The 19,086-nt window shown below is 71.4% G+C and carries 18 protein-coding genes; 11 read left to right on the forward strand and 7 right to left on the reverse strand.

Features of this window, described 5'->3' with window-relative positions; translation table 11 throughout:
• The 4 genes from COGEMETH_RS19890 to COGEMETH_RS19905 all read left to right on the forward strand — a co-directional run.
• A partial coding sequence (locus tag COGEMETH_RS19890) for an ABC transporter substrate-binding protein (protein ID WP_238184338.1) occupies nucleotides 1–1,920 on the forward strand: 1,920 nt, incomplete at its 5' end.
• Nucleotides 1,917–2,933: an ABC transporter permease gene (locus COGEMETH_RS19895; RefSeq protein ID WP_238184339.1), complete on the forward strand. Its 1,017-nt coding sequence runs from the start codon at nucleotides 1,917–1,919 to the stop codon at nucleotides 2,931–2,933. The genes COGEMETH_RS19890 and COGEMETH_RS19895, both read left to right, overlap by 4 nt.
• The gene (locus tag COGEMETH_RS19900) at nucleotides 2,933–4,078 is read left to right on the forward strand and encodes an ABC transporter permease (protein ID WP_373875404.1); all 1,146 of its coding nucleotides are present in this window, start codon (nucleotides 2,933–2,935) and stop codon (nucleotides 4,076–4,078) included. The genes COGEMETH_RS19895 and COGEMETH_RS19900 overlap by 1 nt, the downstream gene beginning before the upstream one ends.
• Nucleotides 4,079–4,089: 11 nt before the next feature.
• Entirely contained in the window at nucleotides 4,090–5,412 is a 1,323-nt protein-coding gene (locus COGEMETH_RS19905) for a nucleotide sugar dehydrogenase (protein WP_238184340.1), read from the forward strand.
• On the opposite strand, the gene COGEMETH_RS19910 is transcribed toward COGEMETH_RS19905, so the two are convergent.
• The gene (locus COGEMETH_RS19910) at nucleotides 5,402–6,076 is read right to left on the reverse strand and encodes a 2-keto-4-pentenoate hydratase (RefSeq protein WP_306421768.1); all 675 of its coding nucleotides are present in this window, start codon (nucleotides 6,074–6,076) and stop codon (nucleotides 5,402–5,404) included. The genes COGEMETH_RS19905 and COGEMETH_RS19910 overlap by 11 nt on opposite strands.
• Nucleotides 6,077–6,100: 24 nt before the next feature.
• Nucleotides 6,101–6,262 (reverse strand): hypothetical protein, encoded by a 162-nt coding sequence (locus COGEMETH_RS25735; protein WP_306421769.1) that lies wholly within the window; start codon nucleotides 6,260–6,262, stop codon nucleotides 6,101–6,103.
• 253 nt (nucleotides 6,263–6,515) lie between these two features.
• On the opposite strand from COGEMETH_RS25735, the gene COGEMETH_RS19915 reads away from it, so the two are divergent.
• Nucleotides 6,516–9,188 (forward strand): MGH1-like glycoside hydrolase domain-containing protein, encoded by a 2,673-nt coding sequence (locus COGEMETH_RS19915; protein WP_238184341.1) that lies wholly within the window; start codon nucleotides 6,516–6,518, stop codon nucleotides 9,186–9,188.
• 26 nt (nucleotides 9,189–9,214) lie between these two features.
• Here the strand turns inward: COGEMETH_RS19915 and COGEMETH_RS19920 are convergent, their stop codons facing one another.
• Nucleotides 9,215–10,135: a LysR family transcriptional regulator gene (locus COGEMETH_RS19920; RefSeq protein ID WP_238184353.1), complete on the reverse strand. Its 921-nt coding sequence runs from the start codon at nucleotides 10,133–10,135 to the stop codon at nucleotides 9,215–9,217.
• 3 nt (nucleotides 10,136–10,138) lie between these two features.
• Nucleotides 10,139–11,158, reverse strand: a complete 1,020-nt coding sequence (locus tag COGEMETH_RS19925) for an aldo/keto reductase (RefSeq protein ID WP_238184342.1) — start codon at nucleotides 11,156–11,158, stop codon at nucleotides 10,139–10,141.
• A 193-nt stretch (nucleotides 11,159–11,351) separates the two neighbouring features.
• Here COGEMETH_RS19925 and msrQ point away from each other — a divergent pair, with 193 nt between their 5' ends.
• The 4 genes from msrQ to COGEMETH_RS19945 all read left to right on the forward strand — a co-directional run bounded on the left by msrQ (nucleotide 11,352) and on the right by COGEMETH_RS19945 (nucleotide 14,353).
• A complete protein-coding gene (gene msrQ, locus COGEMETH_RS19930; protein ID WP_238184343.1) occupies nucleotides 11,352–12,257 on the forward strand; it encodes a protein-methionine-sulfoxide reductase heme-binding subunit MsrQ in 906 nt (301 codons plus the stop codon).
• Between the two features lie 94 nt (nucleotides 12,258–12,351).
• The gene (locus tag COGEMETH_RS19935; protein WP_238184344.1) at nucleotides 12,352–12,663 is read left to right on the forward strand and encodes a hypothetical protein; all 312 of its coding nucleotides are present in this window, start codon (nucleotides 12,352–12,354) and stop codon (nucleotides 12,661–12,663) included.
• Nucleotides 12,664–12,715: 52 nt separating this feature from the next.
• Nucleotides 12,716–13,270, forward strand: coding sequence for a Uma2 family endonuclease (locus COGEMETH_RS19940; RefSeq protein ID WP_238184345.1), 555 nt, complete (start codon nucleotides 12,716–12,718; stop codon nucleotides 13,268–13,270).
• Nucleotides 13,271–13,339: 69 nt separating this feature from the next.
• Nucleotides 13,340–14,353, forward strand: a complete 1,014-nt coding sequence (locus tag COGEMETH_RS19945) for an adenosine kinase (protein ID WP_238184346.1) — start codon at nucleotides 13,340–13,342, stop codon at nucleotides 14,351–14,353.
• Nucleotides 14,354–14,360: 7 nt separating this feature from the next.
• Here the strand turns inward: COGEMETH_RS19945 and COGEMETH_RS19950 are convergent, their stop codons facing one another.
• The 3 genes from COGEMETH_RS19950 to ubiG all read right to left on the reverse strand — a co-directional run bounded on the left by COGEMETH_RS19950 (nucleotide 14,361) and on the right by ubiG (nucleotide 16,705).
• Nucleotides 14,361–15,335, reverse strand: a complete 975-nt coding sequence (locus COGEMETH_RS19950) for an NADPH:quinone oxidoreductase family protein (RefSeq protein ID WP_238184347.1) — start codon at nucleotides 15,333–15,335, stop codon at nucleotides 14,361–14,363.
• A 120-nt stretch (nucleotides 15,336–15,455) separates the two neighbouring features.
• The gene (locus tag COGEMETH_RS19955) at nucleotides 15,456–15,737 is read right to left on the reverse strand and encodes an HdeA/HdeB family chaperone (RefSeq protein WP_238184348.1); all 282 of its coding nucleotides are present in this window, start codon (nucleotides 15,735–15,737) and stop codon (nucleotides 15,456–15,458) included.
• Nucleotides 15,738–15,907: 170 nt separating this feature from the next.
• Entirely contained in the window at nucleotides 15,908–16,705 is a 798-nt protein-coding gene (gene ubiG / locus COGEMETH_RS19960; RefSeq protein ID WP_238184349.1) for a bifunctional 2-polyprenyl-6-hydroxyphenol methylase/3-demethylubiquinol 3-O-methyltransferase UbiG, read from the reverse strand.
• A 201-nt stretch (nucleotides 16,706–16,906) separates the two neighbouring features.
• Between ubiG and COGEMETH_RS19965 the strand changes: the two genes are divergently transcribed.
• Entirely contained in the window at nucleotides 16,907–18,142 is a 1,236-nt protein-coding gene (locus COGEMETH_RS19965) for an aspartate kinase (protein ID WP_238184350.1), read from the forward strand.
• A 103-nt stretch (nucleotides 18,143–18,245) separates the two neighbouring features.
• The coding region (locus COGEMETH_RS19970) for a GAF domain-containing protein (protein WP_238184351.1) at nucleotides 18,246–19,086 on the forward strand (841 nt) is incomplete at its 3' end.

The following is a 19,086-nucleotide window of genomic DNA, read 5'->3' on the forward strand; positions in this document are numbered from 1 at the left end:
TCGCGGGCCACCCTCCCCCACAGAGGGGGGAGGGAAGCATCCCCCCTCTCCCGCCGCACCGTCCTCGCGGGCCTGACGGCGTCCCTCGGCCTGCGCCAGGCCAGGGCCGAAGACGCCGCGAAGACCGCCCAAAACCTCCCCGATACGCCCCTCCTGGTCGACCTGCCCGCCCGCGGCCGCAGGCTCGGCACGGCCGGCGGCAGCATCCGCACCCTGATCGCGAAGGCGCGGGACGTGCGCTACCTCTCGGTCTACGGCTACACCCGCCTCGTCGGCTACGACGCGGACCTTGCCTTACGCCCCGACGTGCTGGAGGGGGTCGCGGTCGAGGGCGGGCGCTTCACCCTGACGCTGCGCAGGGGCCACCGCTGGTCGGACGGACAGCCCTTCACCGCGGAGGACTTTCGCTACTACTGGGAGGACGTGGCCAACGAGAAGGAGCTGAGCCCCGGCGGGCCGCCCGACTTCTTCCTGGTGGAGGGCCGGCCGCCCACGGTGACCTTCCCCGACGCGGTCACGATCCGCTACGAATGGGACAGGCCGAACCCGCGCTTCCTGCCGGCGCTGGCCGCCCCCCGCGACCCGCTGATCTACCGCCCGGCCCACTACCTGAAGCCGTTCCACCCGCGCTACGTCGGCAGGGAGGCGGCCGAGGCGGCGGCCAAGGCCGAGAGGCTGCGGGGCTGGACGGCGCTCCACAACCGGCTGGACGACAATTACGAGCTGAACAACCCGGATTGCCCCACCCTCCAGGGCTGGCGGCCGCGCACCCGTGCGCCTGCCACCCGCTTCGTCTTCGAGCGCAACCCCCATTATCACCGGGTCGATTCCGCCGGCACGCAACTGCCCTACCTCGATCGCATCGTCATGGACGTGGGCTCCACGGGCCTGATGAGCGCCAAGAGCAACGCGGGCGAGGCCGACCTGATGTTCCGCGGCCTCTCGATGGCCGACATCCCGAGCCTGCGCGAGGGCGAGCGGGCGCACGGCTACCGCACCCACCTCTGGCCCGTGGCCCGCGGCTCCGAGATCGCCCTCTATCCGAATCTGACGACCCTGGACCCCGGCTGGCGGGCGCTCAACCGCGATCCGCGCTACCGCCGGGCCCTGTCGCTGTCGATCGACCGGCGCACGCTCAACAACACCCTGCTCTTCGGCCTCGGCACCGAGGGCAACGACACCATCATCCCCGAGAGCCCCCTGTACGCGCCCGAGCTGCGCACCCTCAACGCGGGCTACGACCCGATGGAAGCCGGGCGCCTCCTCGACGCGGCGGGGCTTGGCCGGCGCGACGCCGCGGGCAGCCGCCTGATGCCGGACGGGCGCCCCCTGGAGATCGTGGTGGAGAGCGACGGCGAGGCGGCCCTCGTCCTCGACGGGCTGCTCCTCATCACCGAGTTCTGGCGGGAGGCCGGCATCCGCCTCGTGGTCAAGCCGCAGGAGCGGACGAACCTGCGCCGCCGCTCGGTGGCCGGGATGACGGTGATGGTGGCCGCCCAAGGGCTCGACCTCGCGGTGCCAACCGCGATCATGCCGCCGACGGAACTCAGCCCGGCCCAGGCCGACCATTATTCCTGGCCGCGCTGGAGCCTCCACACGGAGACGCACGGAACCAGCGGCGAGGCCTGCGACCTGCCCGAGGTGCATCGCCTGCTCGACCTCGACCGGGCCTGGCGCGAGACCGACGACCCGCAGGCGCAAGGCGCGATCTGGCGCGAGATGCTGGCAAACCACGCCCGGAATCAGTGGGTGATCGGCACCGTGGCCGGCGCCCTCCAGCCGGTGGTGGTGGCCGACCGCCTCGCCAACCTGCCCGACCGCGCCCTCTATTCCTGGGAGCCGACCGCGCTGATCGGCGTGCAGCGCCTGGACGAGGTCTTTTGGGACAAGCCCTCCGGGCCTCGGGCCGGGCTGCCATGATCGCCCTCGTCCTGCGGCGCCTGCTCACCATGGGGCTGACGCTCCTGGTGATCTCGGCCCTGGTCTTCCTGGTGATCAAGCTGCCGCCGGGTGACTTCCTCACCAACCGCATCGCCGAACTGCGCGCGGGCGGCGAGGCGGCCTCGGTGGCCAAGGCCGAACTCCTGATCCGGCAATACGGCCTCGACCGGCCGGTGGTCGAACAATACCTGATGTGGGTCGGCCTGATGCCGGGGCCGGCCGGCTTCTCCGGCCTGCTCCAGGGCGACTGGGGCTGGTCCTTCGAGTACGACCGGCCCGTCTCCGAGGTGGCGGGCGACGCCCTCTGGCTGACGCTGGTCGTCAACGTCGCGGCCCTCGTGTTCGTGCACGTGGTGGCGATCCCCATCGCGATCTACTCGGCCACCCACCGGCACTCGCTCGGCGACGCGGTGGTGACGGTGCTGGGCTATGTGGGCTTGGCCGTGCCGGGCTTCCTGCTGGCGTTGATCCTGCTGTTCTACGCCAACCGCTGGTTCGGCCTCTCCATCGGCGGCCTGTACGACGCCGCCTATACCGGCAAGCCCTGGGACTGGGGGAAGCTCCGCTCGCTGCTGGCGCATCTCGTCGTGCCGACCCTGGTGATCGGGCTGGGCGGCACTGCGGCGATGATCCGGCGGATGCGGGCCAACCTCCTGGACGAGTTGGCCAAGCCCTACACCGTCACGGCCCGCGCCAAGGGCCTGCCCCCCTTGCGGGCGCTGCTGAAATACCCGTTCCGGATGTCCCTGAACCCGTTCGTGGCCGACATCGGCAACCTGCTGCCCCACCTCGTCTCGGGCTCGGTGCTGGTCTCCCTGGTGCTCAGCCTGCCCACCGTCGGCCCCCTGCTGCTCGATGCCCTGCGCAGCCAGGACCAGTTCATGGCCGGCTTCATCCTGATGTTCGTGGCCGCTCTGACGCTGGTCGGCATGCTGATCTCGGACCTCGTGCTGGTCTGGCTCGACCCGCGCATCCGCCTCGGCGCACGCTGATGGGCGCCGTGCCGGACCCGAACCACTTCGTCGACCCGGCGCCCTTCGATCCGGGGGCCGCCCGCGAGACCGCCGGCGGCTCGGCCTCGGCGTGGCGGCTGATCTTCCGAAAATTCCTGCGGCACCGCATGGCCGTGGCCTCGGCCCTGGTGCTGCTCGCCCTCTACGCCGCGGTGCCCTTCGTGGAGTGGCTCGCCCCCTACGGGCAGGCCCGGCGCGACGGCGACTTCCTGTATGCGCCGCCGCAGGGGCTGCACCTGTTCCACGAGGGCCGGTTCGTCGGGCCCTTCGTCTATCCCTACAAGGCCCATCTCGACCTCGAGACCTTCCGGCGCGACTACGACACCGACGCTTCCGCCCCCCAGCCCCTGCGCTTCCTCTGCCGGGGCGACGGCTACGCCTATCTCGGCCTGGTCCAGGCCGACCTGCACCTCGTCTGCCCGCCGGAGGGCGGCACCCTGTTCCTGCTCGGCACCGACCGGCTCGGCCGCGACATCCTCTCGCGCATGATCTACGGCGCCCGCATCTCCCTGGTCATCGGCCTCGTCGGCGTGGCGATCTCCTTCGCCCTCGGGCTGCTGTTCGGCGGCATCGCCGGCTATTTCGGCGGGATCGTGGACGCGGCCGTACAGCGGCTGATCGAGGTGGTGCGCTCGTTGCCCGAACTCCCCCTCTGGCTCGCGCTCTCGGCGGCGCTCCCCCCGAACTGGAGCCCGCTCTGGGTGTTCTTCGGCATCACGATCATCCTCGGGCTGCTCGACTGGCCGGGGCTGGCGCGGGCCGTGCGGGCCAAGCTGCTCGCCCTGCGGGAGGAGGATTTCGTGCAGGCCGCCGAACTGATGGGCGCCACGCCCACCCGCGTGATCGCCCGCCACCTGATCCCCAACTTCATGAGCCACCTCATCGCCTCGGCGACCCTCTCGATCCCGACGATGATCCTGGGCGAGACCGCCCTCTCCTTCCTCGGCCTCGGCCTGCGCCCGCCGGTGACGAGCTGGGGCGTGCTGCTGAACGAGGCGCAGAACCTCGCCGCCGTCCAGCTCTATCCCTGGCTGCTCCTGCCCGTGCTGCCGGTGCTGGTGACGGTGCTGGCCTTCAACTTCATGGGCGACGGCCTGCGCGACGCGGCCGACCCCTACCACTGAGTCTTTCGCCCATGGACGACCTCGCCTGCGCGTTCAAGGAGCGCCGCGCCACCATCGGCGTGGTCGGCCTCGGCTATGTCGGCCTGCCGCTGGCGCTCGCCGCACTGCGCGCCGGCTTCTCCGTGATCGGCTTCGACGTGAACCCGGAGCGGGTGGCGCGCATCGGCCGGGGCGAGCCGGTGATCGCCCATCTCGACGGGGAGGCGATGCGGGCGGCGCTCGCGACGGGCCGCTTCTCGGCGACCGGCGACATGGCACGGCTGGCCGAGCCCGACGCGATCCTGATCTGCGTGCCGACCCCGCTGACGCGGCAGCGCGAGCCCGACCTGTCCTACGTCCGCGCCACGGCCGCCGACATCGCCAGGACCCTGCGCCGGGGCCAGCTCGTGGTGCTCGAATCGACCACCTGGCCCGGCACGACGACCGAAGTGCTGAAGCCCATCCTGGAGGCGACGGGCCTGCGGAGCGGGCAGGATGTCTTCCTCGCCTTCTCCCCCGAGCGCGAGGACCCCGGCAACGCCGTGCATACGCTCGCCGGCACCCCGAAGGTGGTGGGCGGCGACGGGGACGCCGCGCGCGATCTGGCCGTCCTGCTCTACGGGCAGATCGTGGCGCGGACCGTGCCCGTCTCCTCCACCGCGACCGCGGAGGCGGTCAAGCTCACGGAGAACATCTTCCGCGCCGTCAACATCGCCCTCGTGAACGAGTTGAAGGTAGTCTACGACGCCATGGGCATCGACGTGTGGGAGGTGATCGAGGCGGCCGCGACCAAGCCCTTCGGCTTCATGCCCTTCCAGCCCGGGCCGGGCTTAGGCGGCCACTGCATCCCGATCGACCCGTTCTATCTGACCTGGAAGGCGCGGGAATTCGACGTGGCCACCCGCTTCGTGGAACTCGCCGGCGAGGTGAACCGGGCCATGCCGCATTACGTCGTGGACCGCCTCGCGCTCGCCCTCGACCGGCGGCGCGGCCGGACGCTCCACGGGGCCGAGATCCTGATGGTCGGCATCGCCTACAAGCGCAACGTGGACGACATGCGCGAGAGCCCGGCCCTCAAGCTCACCGAGCTGCTGGAGGCCCGCGGGGCGCGGGTCGCCTTCCACGATCCCCTGATCCCCGAGATCCCGCCGACCCGCGCCTTCCCGCACCTGACCGGCCGGCGCTCGGTGGCGCTGACGCGGGGCGCGCTCGAAGCCTGCGACGCGGCGCTGATCGTCACCGACCACGACGGCATCGATTACGGGGCGATCGTCGCCCACGCCCCCCTGGTGGCCGACACCCGCAACGCCTGCGCGCGGGCGGGGTTCACGGGCGCCACGATCTTCAAGTGCTGAGGGCGATGCCGGGCAGCGGAAGACCCTGAAACGCCGCGGCCCAGCGCTCCCCCGGCCCGATCGGCAGGGCGCGGGTGAGGGTGCCCGTCGAGACGACCTCACCGGCAGCCAGCGGCGGGCTCCCGGAATCCTGCGCCAGCACCTCGACGAGGTGGCGCAGGGCCGAGACCGGGCCGCCGCCGAGGACGTTCTCCGCCACACCCCGGTCGGCGACCGCCCCGTCCCGCAGGAGCGTCACCGCGAAGTCCGCGAGCCGCGCGTGCCAGGATGCGGCGCTCTCCAGCGTGAGCGCCGTGCGCTCCCCCACCAGAAGCCTCCCGTGCAGGGCGAAGGCGGCGACCGTATCGGCGGCCCGGAAGCGCCAGCCAGGATACAGCGACTGCACCAGCTCGAACCCCGGCGCCACCCAACCGAGGCAGTCCATCAGCGCCCGCTCGTCCATTCCGGATCGCGGCGCCCGCGCGAGCCCGAACACGATCTCCGGCTCGATGCGGGGCTCCGCCAGGCCTCCCGGATCGAACGCCCCGCCCCCGTCGAGGTCGCCCAGGGTGGTGTCGTAGACGTAGCCCCAGATCGGGGCGCGGACGCCGTACTCCGCCCACATCCGGTGGTTGGTGAAGCCGATCTTGCGCCCGACGACCCGCTCGCCCCGCGCCTCCCGCAAGGCCCGGATCGCCGCCGTGACGCGCTAGGCGCTGGCCGTGTCGAAGGCGGGGTCGGCATCGGTCGGTGGCGCGATCTGCGCCCGAGCATCGGAGGCGGCGAGGATTTCGCGGGCCATCGCCTGCGACTGCAGATCCGTGGTGTCGCTCCGGCGGAGGCCAGGCAGGCGCGGGCTCCGTTCAGTCATCGGCATCCTCCCATCAGCAGGCCATGGATAGGGCGGCGGCGGGGTTCAGGGAATGGGCCGCATCGGCCCTTTCGCCCCGTCACACGGGCGCGGAGGCACGACCTGAAGGAGCTTGGCGCTGAAGATGCATGCTGGCGGCCCTCAAGGCTGCCGGAGTGTCCCATCGCATGCAGGTTCGACCGCACCGCGCCCAAGCCGCCAAGAGCTGCCGGAAAACGCTCGGCTGCCGGAACGCCCGCCCCGCGATCGTTCGATGACCGAGCGATCCGCCGAGCCCGCCATCGACCGCTGGGCCGAACGCCGCCGCATCGCCGAGCAGGCGCGGGGCGAGCGCGCGTGGTCGCTCTGGGGTCCGTACCTGAGCGAGCGGCAATGGGGCACGGTCCGGGAGGATTACAGCCGGGACGGGAACGCCTGGCGCTCGCTTACCCACGAGGACGCGCGCTCGCGGGCCTATCGCTGGGGCGAGGACGGCATCGCCGGGCTCTGCGACGACCACGGCCTCTTGAACCTGTCGCTCTGCCTCTGGAACGGGCGCGACCGCATCCTGAAGGAGCGCCTCTACGGCGTCACCAACGAGGAGGGCAACCACGGCGAGGACGTGAAGGAGGTCTACCACTACCTCGACGCGGTCCCGAGCCACGCCTACCTCAAGTTCCTCTACAAGTACCCGCACGGCCCCTTCCCCTACGACGAGCTCCTCCAGGAGAACTGGCGGCGCGGGCGCGGCGAGCCGGAACACGAGATCGAGGATACGGACGCGTTCGACGCGGACCGGTTCTTCGCGGTCACGGTCGAGTACGCCAAGGCGGACGTGGACGACATCCACATGGTCGTGACCGCCGTGAACCGCGGCGCGGAGGCCGCTGACCTGCACCTCGTACCGCAGCTCTGGTTCCGCAACACCTGGGGCTGGAAGGACGGCGCCGTCGCCTGGCGCCCCTCGCTGGAGGCCGGCCCGGACGGCTCCGTGACCTGCCGGCATGCGCGGCTGGGCACCTACCGCCTGTCCTTCGACGGGGCGCCGGAGCTGCTGTTCTGCGAGAACGAGACGAACCCGCGCATCCACGGGGGCCGGCCGAATGCCGCCGGCCCGTTCAAGGACGGGCTCAACGCGGCCATCGTCGACGGCGACCCATCCGCCGTCTCGGCGACCTCCGGGACGAAGCTCGGCCTGCATTACCGGTTCCGCCTTGAGGCGGGCGCCAGCGCCACCATCCGCCTGCGGCTCCATGCCGGCACCCGCGCCCGCGCGGTCGACGGCGACGGCACGGCGACCGGGCGGCGCGTCGCCGAGGCGGATGCCTTCTACGAGATGCTCCAGGACGGCATCCTTTGCCCGGACCGGCAGCGCATCTTCCGGCAGGCGGCGGCCGGGCTGATCTGGTCGAAGCAGCTCTACCGCTACGACGTGCGCACCTGGCTTGCCGGCGACCCGCTCCTGCCCGCCCCGCCGGCCGAGCGCCGCGAGGCCCGCAACGCGACCTGGCGGCACTTCGCCAGCGCCGACGTGCTCTCGATGCCGGACAAGTGGGAATATCCCTGGTTCGCGGCCTGGGACCTCGCCTTCCACTGCCTGCCGCTCGCCCTCCTCGATCCCGACTTCGCCAAGGGCCAGCTGCTGCTGCTGACCCGCGAATGGTACATGCACCCGAACGGGCAGCTGCCGGCCTACGAGTGGGAGTTCGGCGACACCAACCCGCCGGTCCACGCCTGGGCCACCTTCCGCGTGTTCGAGATCGACCGGGACCGGCGCGGCGGCCGGGGCGACCTCGCCTTCCTCGAAGGCGTGTTCCACAAGCTCCTGATCAACTTCACCTGGTGGGTGAACCGGAAGGACGCGCAGGGGCGCAACGTCTTCCAGGGCGGCTTCCTCGGCCTCGACAACGTCGGCGTGTTCGACCGCTCGCGCCCGCCGCCGGGCTTCGGCGTGGTGCACCAAGCGGACGGCACCGCCTGGATGGCGATGTACGCGCTGAACATGATGCGCATCGCCCTCGAACTGGCCCTGCACAACGACGTCTACGAGAGCACCGCCTCGAAGTTCTTCGAGCACTTCCTCGGCATCGCCGAGGCGATGACCGACATGGGCGGCGAGGGCGTCGGGCTCTGGGACGAGGAGGACCAGTTCTACTACGACGAGGTCGACATGCCGGGCGGGCAGATGCTCCCTTTGCGCGTGCGCTCCATGGTGGGGCTGGTGCCGCTCTTCGCCGTCGAGGTGATCGACCCGAAGATGCTCCAGCGCCTGCCGGACTTCGCCCGGCGCATGAACTGGGTGCTGGAGAACCGCCCGCACCTGGCCCAGCTCGTCTCGCGCTGGAACGAGGGCGGCGAGGGCGACCGCAAGCTGCTCTCGCTGCTGCGCGGCCACCGCATGAAGGCGCTGCTCACGCGCATGCTGGACGAGACCGAGTTCCTCTCCCCCTACGGCGTGCGCTCCCTCTCGAAGGCGCACAAGGACGCGCCCTTCCACCTCGACGCCTTCGGCGCCTCCTTCAGCGTGCGCTACGACCCGGCCGATTCCACCTCGAACATGTTCGGCGGCAACTCGAACTGGCGCGGGCCGGTGTGGATGCCGATGAACTACCTCATCGTCGAGGCGCTGCGGCGCTTCCACACCTATTACGGCGACGACTTCCTGATCGAGTACCCGACCGGCTCCGGGACCTCGCTGACCCTCGACGCCATCGCCGACGCCCTGGAGGAGCGGCTGATCGGCCTGTTCACCAAGGACGCGGACGGGCGCCGGCCGGCCTTCGGGAACGCCCCCCGCCGGCATGCCGAGACCGACCCCGAGGAGGCGCTGCTCTTCCACGAGTTCTTCGACGGCGACACCGGCCGCGGGCTGGGAGCCTCCCACCAGACCGGCTGGACGGCCCTGATCCTCAACCTGCTCCACCACCGGGCCAAGCGCGCGAACTGAGCCGTGACCGGGCGGCCGGAGAGGTGTCAGCCTGCCGGCGGTCGCAGGTGATCGAGCAGCAACTGGGCGGCTGGCGGCAGGGGGCCGGTGCGGGTCACGATCCGCAATTCGCGCTGCGCCCACGGGTCCGTCAGGGGCACGGCGGTCAGCTGCATCCGGGGGCCGAAGAGGTCGTAGACGCGGGCGGGCACGACGCCGAGGCCCATGCCGGCCTGCGCCATCCGGCAGATCCCGTCGAAGCTCGGGACGTGCATGCGCAGCCTCAAGGGGCGCCCGTGGCGCTGCGCCTCGGTGCGCAGCGCCCCGTAGATCGAGCTGGCGGCATGCAGCCCGACATGGTCGTGGTCGAGGGTCTCGGCGAAGGCGAGCCCGTCGGCGCCGGCCAGGGGATGGTCGGCGCGCATGACGAGGACGAGGCGGTCCCGGCGATAGGGCAGCGTGCGCAGGGACCGGAACTCGGTCCCGCCGGCGCAGATGCCGAGATCGGCCGCCCCCTCCTCGACGCCCGACACCACGCCCCCGCTCGGCCGCTCCTCCAGGTCGACCCGGATGCTGGCCTGGGCCGCGAGGAAGCCCTGGAGGTCCTCCGGCAGGAACTGCACGATCGCCGAGAGGTTGGCGAGCATCCGCACGAAGCCGCGCACGCCCTTGGCATGCTCGGCGAGTTCCAGGGCGATCTGCTCGGCACTGGCCAGCATCCGGCGGGTGTGGTGCAGCAGCGTCTCGCCCGCCGGCGTCACCGCCATGCCCTTGGCCGTGCGGGTGAGCAGGCGCACGCCCAGCGCCCGCTCCAGTTCCGCGAGCCGCTTGCTCACCGCCGAGGGGGCGATGGCCGAACCTCGGGCGGCGCCCGTCAGGGTGCCCGCCTCGCAGATCGCGGCGAAGAGCTGGAGGGTCTTCAGGTCGAGGCGGTGCAGGACCGCGGGCGCGGGCAGGGCGCGGGGAATGGCTCAGCCGCCCGGGGCGGATCGCGGCACGCGGCCCTCGATCGGATAGGCGGGGTCGTTGTAGCCCGGCGTGGAGGGGTGGCCGGTGGGCACGAACCGGTCGACCAGGGCCTCGTCCTCGGCCGTGAAGGCGTAATCCAGGGCGCCGAGATATTCCGCCCATTGCGCCTCCGTGCGGGGTCCGGCGATGACGCCCGTGACCAGCCGGTTGTTCAGCACCCAGGCGGTGGCGAACTGCCCGGCGGTGATGCCGCGCTCCTCGGCATGCGCCTTGAGCGTCCGCGCGATCCGCAAGGATTCCGGGCGCCACTCGGTCTGCATCATCCGCGCGTCCTGCCGGCCGGCGCGGGTGTCCTCGGGGGGCGGGGCGTCGGGATCGTACTTGCCGGTCAGCACCCCGCGGGCCAGGGGCGAGTAGGGCACGACGCCCAGGCCGAAATGGGCGCAGGCCGGCAGGTGCTCGGTCTCCGGCATGCGGTTGAAGGCGTTGTAGTAGGGCTGGCTCACCACCGGCCGGTCGATGCCGAATTCGTCGCACAGGCGGCTGATCTCGGCGATGCGCCAGGCGCGGTGGTTCGAGACGCCGAAATGCCGGATCTTGCCCTGGCGGACCAGGTCGGCCATCGCCCGCACGGTCTCGCCCAGCGGCGTCGCGTGGTCCTCCTTGTGGAGGTAGTAGACATCGATGAAATCGGTGCCGAGGCGATGCAGGCTGTCCTCGGCGGCCTTGGTCACGTGCACCCGCGACAGGCCGCGGTCGTTGGGGCCACGCCCCGTCGGGTTGGCGACCTTTGTGGCGAGCACCCAGGCATGGCGGTCCGCCGCGATCGTGCGGCCCGTGACCTCCTCGGAGCGCCCGTCCGTGTAGACGTCGGCCGTGTCGATGAAATTGATGCCGGCCTCGCGGGCGCTGCCGACGATGCGGTCTGCCGTGGCCTCGTCGGTGGGGCCGCCGAACATCATCGTGCCGAGGCAGATCGGCGAGACCTTGAGGCCGGAGCGGCCGAGGGTGCGGTACTGCATGGATTGATGCCTGCGTCGGGTTGTCTCAACGGCTATCTTGGCGCCGCGACGCCCAGGTCAACCGATCCGGCGCCGGGAGCGCGGGTGCCTGTAACCTGGGCCGGCACCGCGGCGAAACGTCCCCGGACCGGCGCCGCGCTTCCGCCGCACGCCGTCTCCAAATTCCCCTGAACGCCCGAAACCCACCGTGCCCATGTCCGCTCGTACCGTGCCCGCCCGCACCTTGCCCCTGCCCTGGCTCGACCGCGCCGGGCGCCTCTCGGCCCTCAAGCTCGTCGCCTTCCTGTTCGCCGTGACGCCGGGCCTGTACCTCGCCTACGCCTATGCCTTCGACGCCCTCGGCCCGAAGCCGATAACGGCGCTGATCCACAACACCGGCGAGTTGACGGTGCGGTTCCTGCTGGCCTCGCTGGCGGTGACGCCGCTGCGGCGCATCGCGAACTGGCCCAAGCTGATCGGCCTGCGGCGGATGCTCGGGCTGACCGCCCTGGCCTACGCGCTGGCGCACCTCTCCCTCTACGTGGTCGACCAGAACTTCGTACTGACCAAGGTCGCCTCCGAGATCGCCCTGCGGTTCTACCTGACCATCGGCTTCGTCGCGCTGCTGGGCCTGATCGCGCTGGGGCTCACCTCCACGGACGCGGCCATCCGCCGGATGGGCCCGGCCTGGAACCGCCTGCACCGCATCGTCTACGCCATCGCGGTGCTGGGCCTCGTCCACTACTTCCTGCAATCGAAGATCGACGTGTCCGACCCGGTGTTCTGGACCGGCCTGTTACTGCTGCTGATGGGCTGGCGCCTGATGCAGCGCCTGCGCGCGCCGACGCGGCCCTGGTCGCTGCTGCTCCTCGCGCTGAGTGCGGGCGCCTTGACCGCCCTGCTGGAGGCCGCCTGGTACTGGGGCAAGAGCGGCATCCCGGCCGACCTCGTGCTCGGCGCCAACCTCGATTTTTCGGGCGTGGTCCGGCCGGCCTGGTGGGTGCTCGGCATCGGCCTCGCCCTGCCGCTCGCCAACCTGATCCGCGGCCCGGGCGAGACCCGCGGCCGGGCCGCTTCCCTGCGCCGGGCGGCTCCCGGCCGGGTCGCGGCGGCCGAGTAGCGGCCAAGGGGCGACCTTGTCCGGGCACGGGCTATGCCGCAGAAGTCCCGCCGCGGCCCCCGCGACGGGCCGCGAACCAGGGAATACCCGGCCGATGCGTGCAACGCTCCTCGTCCTCGCGGGCCTGCTGGCGCCGCTGCCGGCGACCGCGGCCTGCACGCCCCCCGTGCCGCCGTCGGCGGAGGGACGGCCTTCGAGGCCGGCGCTGCCCGCAAAGCCCGCCTGCCTCGACGCCAAGGGCGGCTGCCCCGGCTGGGAGGGCTACAGCTACAACGACGCGATCAAGGCCTACAACGCGCAGATCCAGGCCTTCCGGCCCCTGGCCGACGCCTACGTGCAGACGCTCAACGCCTACGTGAAGGGCAGCGCCGACTACGCCCAGTGCGAGGTGAAGGCGCTGCAATAGGAGGCGCTGCGCCCGCCTGTTCCCGGCAGATGGAGCCTGCTGGATTTCGCCCATGACCGCGACGCCGAAACTCAGGATGACCGTCGACGAGTTCCTGGTCTGGGCCGAGGATCGGCCCGGCCGCCACGAACTCTACGACGGGGACGTGTTCACCCGGTCGCCCCAGCGGGTGCGACAGGCGGAGACGCGATTCTCCGTCCACGTCGCCCTCCGCTCCGCGATCCGCCGCGACGGCCTGCCCTGCCACATGCTTCCAAACGGCCTGACGGTCCGGATCGACCGGACGACGGCCTTCGAGCCGGACGCCCTCGTTTATTGCGGCGACCCCGTCGATCCCGATGCCATCGAGATCCAAAACCCCGTCATCGTCGTGGAAGTGTTGTCGCCCAGCACGAAGGCCGTCGACAGCGGCGCCAAGCTCATCGGCTACGTCCAGTTGCCGAGCGTGGCGCATTACCTGATCGTCGATCCCGTCAGGCACCGGGTGATCCATCATCGGCGCGGCGAGGCCGGCCTGATCGAGACCCGGATCGCCGCCGACGGCGTGCTCGACCTGACGCCGCCGGGCCTCGCGATCGCCGTGGCCGACCTGTTCGAGGACACGTAAAACCGGTCCGGCTTGACCCTTGCGGGCACCGATGCGACAGGCCGGAAACGCCCGAACCAGGATGCCCGGATGACCGCTCCCCTCGACCTCCTCGTGCTCGGCAACGCCATCGTCGACCTGATCGCCCGCACGGACGAGGACTTCCTCGCGGCCCAGGGCGTGCCCAAGGGGGCGATGGCCTTGATCGACGAGCCCCGCGCCGAGGCCCTGTTCTCGGCGATGGGGCCGGCGACCATCGTCTCCGGCGGCTCGGGGGCCAACACGGCGGTGGGGGCGGCGACCCTGGGTGCCAGGACCGGCTTCATCGGCAAGGTCCGCAACGACGAGCTCGGCGGCCTGTTCGCCCACGACCTCAAGGCCACCGGCGTGCAGTTCGGCGTGGCCGCCGCCCAGGAAGGGCCGGCCACCGCCCGCTGCTTCATCCTGGTGACGCCGGACGGCGAGCGCACGATGAACACCTATCTCGGCGCCTGCCAGGGGCTGGCCCCGGCCGACGTGGACGAGAAGACCGTCGAGAGCGCCCGCGTGGTCTACCTCGAAGGCTATCTCTGGGACCCGCCGGCCGCCAAGGACGCCTTCCGCAAGGCGGTCAAGATCGCCCACGGGGCGGGCAACGCCGTGGCGCTGACGCTCTCGGACGCCTTCTGCGTCGGGCGCTACCGGGAAGAGTTCCTCAGCCTGATCCGCGACGGCAGCATCGACATCCTGTTTGCCAACATCGGCGAGCTGCAGAGCCTGTACGAGACCGACGACCCGGACGCGGCCTTGGGCGCGCTGCGCGACGAGCGCAACGGCCGCGGCATGCACCTGCTCGGCCTCGTCACCCGCTCGGCCGCGGGCGCGATGGTGGTCAAGGGCGGCGAGATCCGCGCCGTCGAGGCCGCCCCGGTCGCGGAGGTCGTGGACACCACCGGCGCCGGAGACCTGTTCGCGGCGGGCTTCCTCGCCGGCCATGCGCGCGGCCTCGACCACGTCACCTGCGCCCGCCTCGGGGCGCTGGCCGCCGCCGAGGTGATCGGCCATATCGGCGCAAGGCCGCAGCACGATCTGGTGGCGATGGCCAAGGAGCGCGGGCTGATCTGAAAGGGCCTCACGGCCGCAGCAGCACCTTGCCCACCGCCTCCCGGCGGGTGAGCAGCCCCATCGCCTGCTCGTAATCGTCGAGCGGATAGGTGCCGTGGACCTTCGCGGTCAGGCGCCCTTCGGCGACCCAGGCGAGCAGTTGCCGCTGGTTTTCCTGATGGGTCTCGGGCTCACGGTCGAGGAAGGCGCCCCAGTGGACGCCCTGCACGTCGAGTTCCTTCAGCAGCATCAGGTTGAGGGGCAGGCGCGGGATCTCGCCGGCGGCAAAGCCCACGACGAGGTAGCGCCCCCGCCACGCCAGCGCCCGCAGGGCGGGCTCGGCGAAGTCGCCGCCGACCGCATCGTAGACCACGTCGACCCCGGCCCCATCTGTCATCCGGCGCAGGTCGTCGCGCAGGGTCTTGGGGTCGTAGACCAGGCCGGCCTCCGCCCCATGCGCCCGCGCCACGGTGAGCTTGTCCTCCGAGGAGGCGCAGGCGATCACCCGCGCGCCGAGCAAGGCGCCGAGTTCGACGGCCGCCAGCCCGACGCCCCCGGAGGCGCCGAGCACCGCGAGCCACTCGCCGGGCCGCACCTGCGCGCGGTTGCGCAGGGCATGGAGCGAGGTGCCGTAGGTGATGGTGAGCCCCGCCGCCTGTTCGTCGGAAACGCCGTCCGGCACGGGCGTGAGCTGGCCGGCGCCCACCACGATGCGCTCGCGGCAGGTGCCGTACTTGGCGTGCACGCTGACCCGATCGCCGACCGAGACCCCTTGCGCGCCGGGGCCGAGCCTCTCCACCGTGCCGCAGGCCTCGCCCCCGGGCGAGAACGGCAGGTCCGGCTTCACCTGGTAGCGGCCGGCGATGATCAGGGTGTCGAAGAAGTTCAGCGCCGCCACGTGCACCCGGACCAGCGCCTCGCCGGGGCCGGGTTCGGGATCGGGCAGGGTCTCGATCGCCAGATCCTCAGGCTTGCCCAGCCGTGTGCACAGCAACGCTCTCATCCGTGTCCTTCCGGCGTCTTGCCCCGATCGGAGGCGAGCATAGACGCACCGGCCGCACCGTGGAATCCGGCCCCGCCTCGATCCGATACTCCGGGCCGAGGCGGGGCCGGGGGAAAAAGCCTACTTGCCGAACAGCTTGTCGGTGGCCGTGATCAGGCCGATCTCGGGGTTGGCCGAGCAGTATTCGGCCAGGGTCTTGGCGTTGGTCACGAGCTTGTCCGTGTCGAGGATCGGCGGATCGTTCTCGGCCTTGTAGTAGGCGTCGAGCCAGGCGAGCGTCGTGGCGATCTCCTGCTTGTCGCTGGCGAGGAACTGCTTGCACTTCGTCGTGGAGAAGTCGATCCGCTCCGCGAGGGCCGGGGACGCGAGGCAGAGGACGCAGACGACGATCAGGCGCTTCATAGGGACCTCCCGCGAATGTGCCGTCCCGTGCGCATCCGGGCGATTCCGGACAGCATTCGGGTTCGGACGACCGCGACGGATTGTCTTCCACGCCCGGACGATCCGCGCAATATCCGTCTTTTCATTCACGCCGAAGCATTCGAGAACGTGAATGCAGTCGGATACCTGCCTCAGGCCGACCGCTCGGCCGCGACCATGTAGTTGACGGCCGTGTCCCGGCTCGGACGCCAGCCGTCACTGAGCGGGTTGTAGACGACGCCCGTCGTGTCGGTGACGCGGGGCCCGCCGGCCTCGATCGCCCGGCGCAACTCGTCGGGCGTCACGAACTTCTCCCAGTCGTGGGTACCCTTCGGCAGCCAGCCCAGCACGTATTCGGCGCCGACGATGGCGAGCGCGAAGGAGCGCAGGGTCCGGTTGATGGTGGCGGCGAACAGCAGGCCGCCGGGCTTCACCGCCGCGCAGGCGGTCGCCACGAAGGCCGGCATGTCGGCCACGTGCTCGATCACCTCCATGATCAGCACCACGTCGAACCGGCCGCCGGCCGCGACCACGGATTCGATCGTCTCGCAGCGGTAGTCGACGGGCACGCCCTCGGCCTCGGCATGGGCCTTGGCCACGGCGATGTTCCGGGCCGCTGGGTCGAGGCCCGTGACGGTGGCGCCGAGCCGCGCCAGGGGCTCGGACAGCACGCCGCCGCCGCAGCCCACGTCGCAGACGCTCAAACCCTCCAGGGCGAAGGGCCGCGCGGGATCGCGCCCGAAATGCCGGCAGGCCGTGTCGCGGATGTAGGCGAGGCGCACCGGATTGAAGCGATGCAGCACGCGCATGGGCCCGGCCTCGTCCCACCACGTCGCCGCCAGGGCGTCGAAGCGCGCGACCTCCCCGCGGTCGACGGAGCCGGCTCCGCTCCCGGTCCCGGTGTGCCTGCCCGTGTCCCTGCCCGTGACGGCGATGTCGTCGATGCTCATGCAGGTCGTCTCGCACGCCTTCTCGCCGGGCTCGTCCCGGCCCCCGGAAGGCCTGGCCGAATGTTGACAGCCCTCCACCCCCCTTGTACCCGCCGGACGCCGCTGCGGTACAGCGGCCGGCCGAGGGTCGGCCGGCCATCCCCCGCCGGCCCCGATCCGCTGACCGACGGGTCGGAGACGGCCAAAGAACGCGGACGCGACATGCCCCGTCTGGTGATGAAATTCGGCGGCACCTCCGTCGCCAACGTCGAGCGCATCCGCAACGTGGCCGCCCACGTCGCCCGCGAAGTCGCGGCCGGCTACGATGTCGCGGTGGTGGTCTCGGCGATGTCGGGCAAGACCAACGAGCTGGTGGCCTGGGTCAAGGACGCCGATGCCCTCTACGACGCGGCCGAGTACGACGCCGTGGTCGCCTCCGGCGAGCAGGTCACCGCGGGGCTGCTGGCCATCGCCCTGCGCAAGGCCGGCATCAAGGCCCGCTCCTGGCAGGGCTGGCAGATCCCGATCCTCACCTCCGACGTGCACGGCTCCGCCCGCATCGCGGACATCGACCCCAAGAACCTCGATGCGGGTTTCGCCCGCGGCGAGGTCGCGGTCGTCTCCGGCTTCCAGGGCATCCACGCCGAGACCGGCCGGCTCACCACCCTGGGCCGCGGGGGCTCCGACACCAGCGCGGTCGCGGTCGCGGCCGCCATCGGCGCGGAGCGCTGCGACATCTACACGGACGTGGACGGGGTCTACACCACCGATCCCCGCGTGGTGCCCAAGGCTCGGCGCATGGAGCGCGTGACCTTCGAGGAGATGCTGGAGATGGCCTCGCTCGGCGCCAAGGTGCTCCAGGTCCGCTCGGTCGAGCTCGCCATGGTGCACCGGGTGCCCACCACCGTGCGCTCCTCCTTCGATCCGCCGGAGGCCGCGCGGCCCGGCACCCTCATCTGCGACGAGGACGACATCGTGGAACAGCAGATCATCACCGGGATCGCGTTCTCCAAGGACGAGGCGCAGATCACCCTGCGCCGCGTCAAGGACAGCCCGGGCGTGGCCGCGGCCATCTTCGGGCCGCTGGCGGACGCCAACATCAACGTGGACATGATCATCCAGACGGTGTCGGGCGACCAGTCCACCACCGACATGACCTTCACCGTCCCCGGCGCCGACTACGACCGGGCGCGCACCGTCCTCGACCAGCAGCGCGAGACCATCGGCTACGCCCAGATCGAGGGCGCCAGCGACGTGGTGAAGGTCTCCGCCATCGGCGTCGGCATGCGCAGCCACGCGGGCGTGGCAGCCAAGGCGTTCCGGGCGCTGGCGCAGAAGGGCATCAACATCCGGGCGATCACCACGTCCGAGATCAAGTTCTCCGTCCTGATCGACGCGGCCTACACGGAGCTTGCCGTTCGCACGCTCCACTCGCTATACGGCCTCGATCAGGCCTGAACCTCGACGGGCGGCGGTCCGGGTCCGCCTGGCGCCGACGCTTCTGGCGCCAAGGTTGCAGGGCTGGCACGCCGACCGGCCACCGACGTGGATTGACCAGACGATGCCTGCTGCGCCCGGAGGCCCGCGCCTGCTGCTGCGCCGCCTCCGCGAAGCGATGGCGGAGCCGGTCAGCGCCCAGGCGCGCCTCGACCGTATCGTCGTCCTGATCGCCTCCAACGTCGTCGCCGAGGTCTGCTCGGTCTACGTCCTGCGCGACGACAACACCCTCGAACTGTTCGCGACCGAAGGCCTCAACCGCGAGGCGGTCCACCTCACGCGCATGCGCGCCGACGAGGGCCTCGTCGGCCTGATCGCGCAGACGGCCGAGCCGCTCTCGCTGTCCGACGCCCAGACCCACCCGGCCTTCTCCTACCGGCCGGAGACGGGGGAGGACGCCTTCCACGCCTTCCTCGGCGTGCCCCTTCTGCGGGCCGGCAACACGCTGGGCGTCCTCACCGTCCAGAACATGACCTACCGGGTCTATTCCGAGGAGGAGATCGAGGCCCTCCAGACCACCGCGATGGTGCTCGCGGAGATGATCGCCTCGGGCGAGCTCCAGGGCCTCGCCCCGGATGCCGGCACCGCCGCCCGCCGCCCGGTCAGCGCCCGCGGCGTGGCGCTGGCCGACGGCATCGGCCTCGGCCACGTCGTGCTGCACGAGCCGCGCATCAAGGTGAAGCGTCTCATCGCCGAGGACGTCGGGAGCGAGGTCGAGCGGCTGGAGGCGGCCATCGAGCACGTGCGCTCGGCCATCGACGACCTGGTGGAGCGGGGCGACAAGATCGGCACCAGCGAGTCGCGCGAGGTGCTGGAGACGGTCCGCATGTTCGCCCACGACAAGGGCTGGCTGCGGCGGATGCGGGAGGCCGTCAGCCCGGAGACCACGGCCTCCCGCATCCGCC

The sequence above is a fragment of the Methylobacterium trifolii genome (assembly GCF_022179685.1).
Lineage (GTDB): Bacteria > Pseudomonadota > Alphaproteobacteria > Rhizobiales > Beijerinckiaceae > Methylobacterium > Methylobacterium trifolii.

What these genes read in the sequence shown, in the direction of transcription:
- COGEMETH_RS19895 (WP_238184339.1), top strand. Translation starts at nt 1,917, where the DNA reads ATGATCGCCCTCGTCCTGCGGCGCCTGCTCACCATGGGGCTGACGCTC.
- COGEMETH_RS19900 (WP_373875404.1), top strand. Translation starts at nt 2,933, where the DNA reads ATGGGCGCCGTGCCGGACCCGAACCACTTCGTCGACCCGGCGCCCTTC.
- COGEMETH_RS19905 (WP_238184340.1), top strand. Translation starts at nt 4,090, where the DNA reads ATGGACGACCTCGCCTGCGCGTTCAAGGAGCGCCGCGCCACCATCGGC.
- COGEMETH_RS25735 (WP_306421769.1), bottom strand. Translation starts at nt 6,262, where the DNA reads ATGACTGAACGGAGCCCGCGCCTGCCTGGCCTCCGCCGGAGCGACACC.
- COGEMETH_RS19915 (WP_238184341.1), top strand. Translation starts at nt 6,516, where the DNA reads ATGACCGAGCGATCCGCCGAGCCCGCCATCGACCGCTGGGCCGAACGC.
- COGEMETH_RS19925 (WP_238184342.1), bottom strand. Translation starts at nt 11,158, where the DNA reads ATGCAGTACCGCACCCTCGGCCGCTCCGGCCTCAAGGTCTCGCCGATC.
- msrQ (WP_238184343.1), top strand. Translation starts at nt 11,352, where the DNA reads ATGTCCGCTCGTACCGTGCCCGCCCGCACCTTGCCCCTGCCCTGGCTC.
- COGEMETH_RS19935 (WP_238184344.1), top strand. Translation starts at nt 12,352, where the DNA reads ATGCGTGCAACGCTCCTCGTCCTCGCGGGCCTGCTGGCGCCGCTGCCG.
- COGEMETH_RS19940 (WP_238184345.1), top strand. Translation starts at nt 12,716, where the DNA reads ATGACCGCGACGCCGAAACTCAGGATGACCGTCGACGAGTTCCTGGTC.
- COGEMETH_RS19945 (WP_238184346.1), top strand. Translation starts at nt 13,340, where the DNA reads ATGACCGCTCCCCTCGACCTCCTCGTGCTCGGCAACGCCATCGTCGAC.
- COGEMETH_RS19950 (WP_238184347.1), bottom strand. Translation starts at nt 15,335, where the DNA reads ATGAGAGCGTTGCTGTGCACACGGCTGGGCAAGCCTGAGGATCTGGCG.
- COGEMETH_RS19955 (WP_238184348.1), bottom strand. Translation starts at nt 15,737, where the DNA reads ATGAAGCGCCTGATCGTCGTCTGCGTCCTCTGCCTCGCGTCCCCGGCC.
- ubiG (WP_238184349.1), bottom strand. Translation starts at nt 16,705, where the DNA reads ATGAGCATCGACGACATCGCCGTCACGGGCAGGGACACGGGCAGGCAC.
- COGEMETH_RS19965 (WP_238184350.1), top strand. Translation starts at nt 16,907, where the DNA reads ATGCCCCGTCTGGTGATGAAATTCGGCGGCACCTCCGTCGCCAACGTC.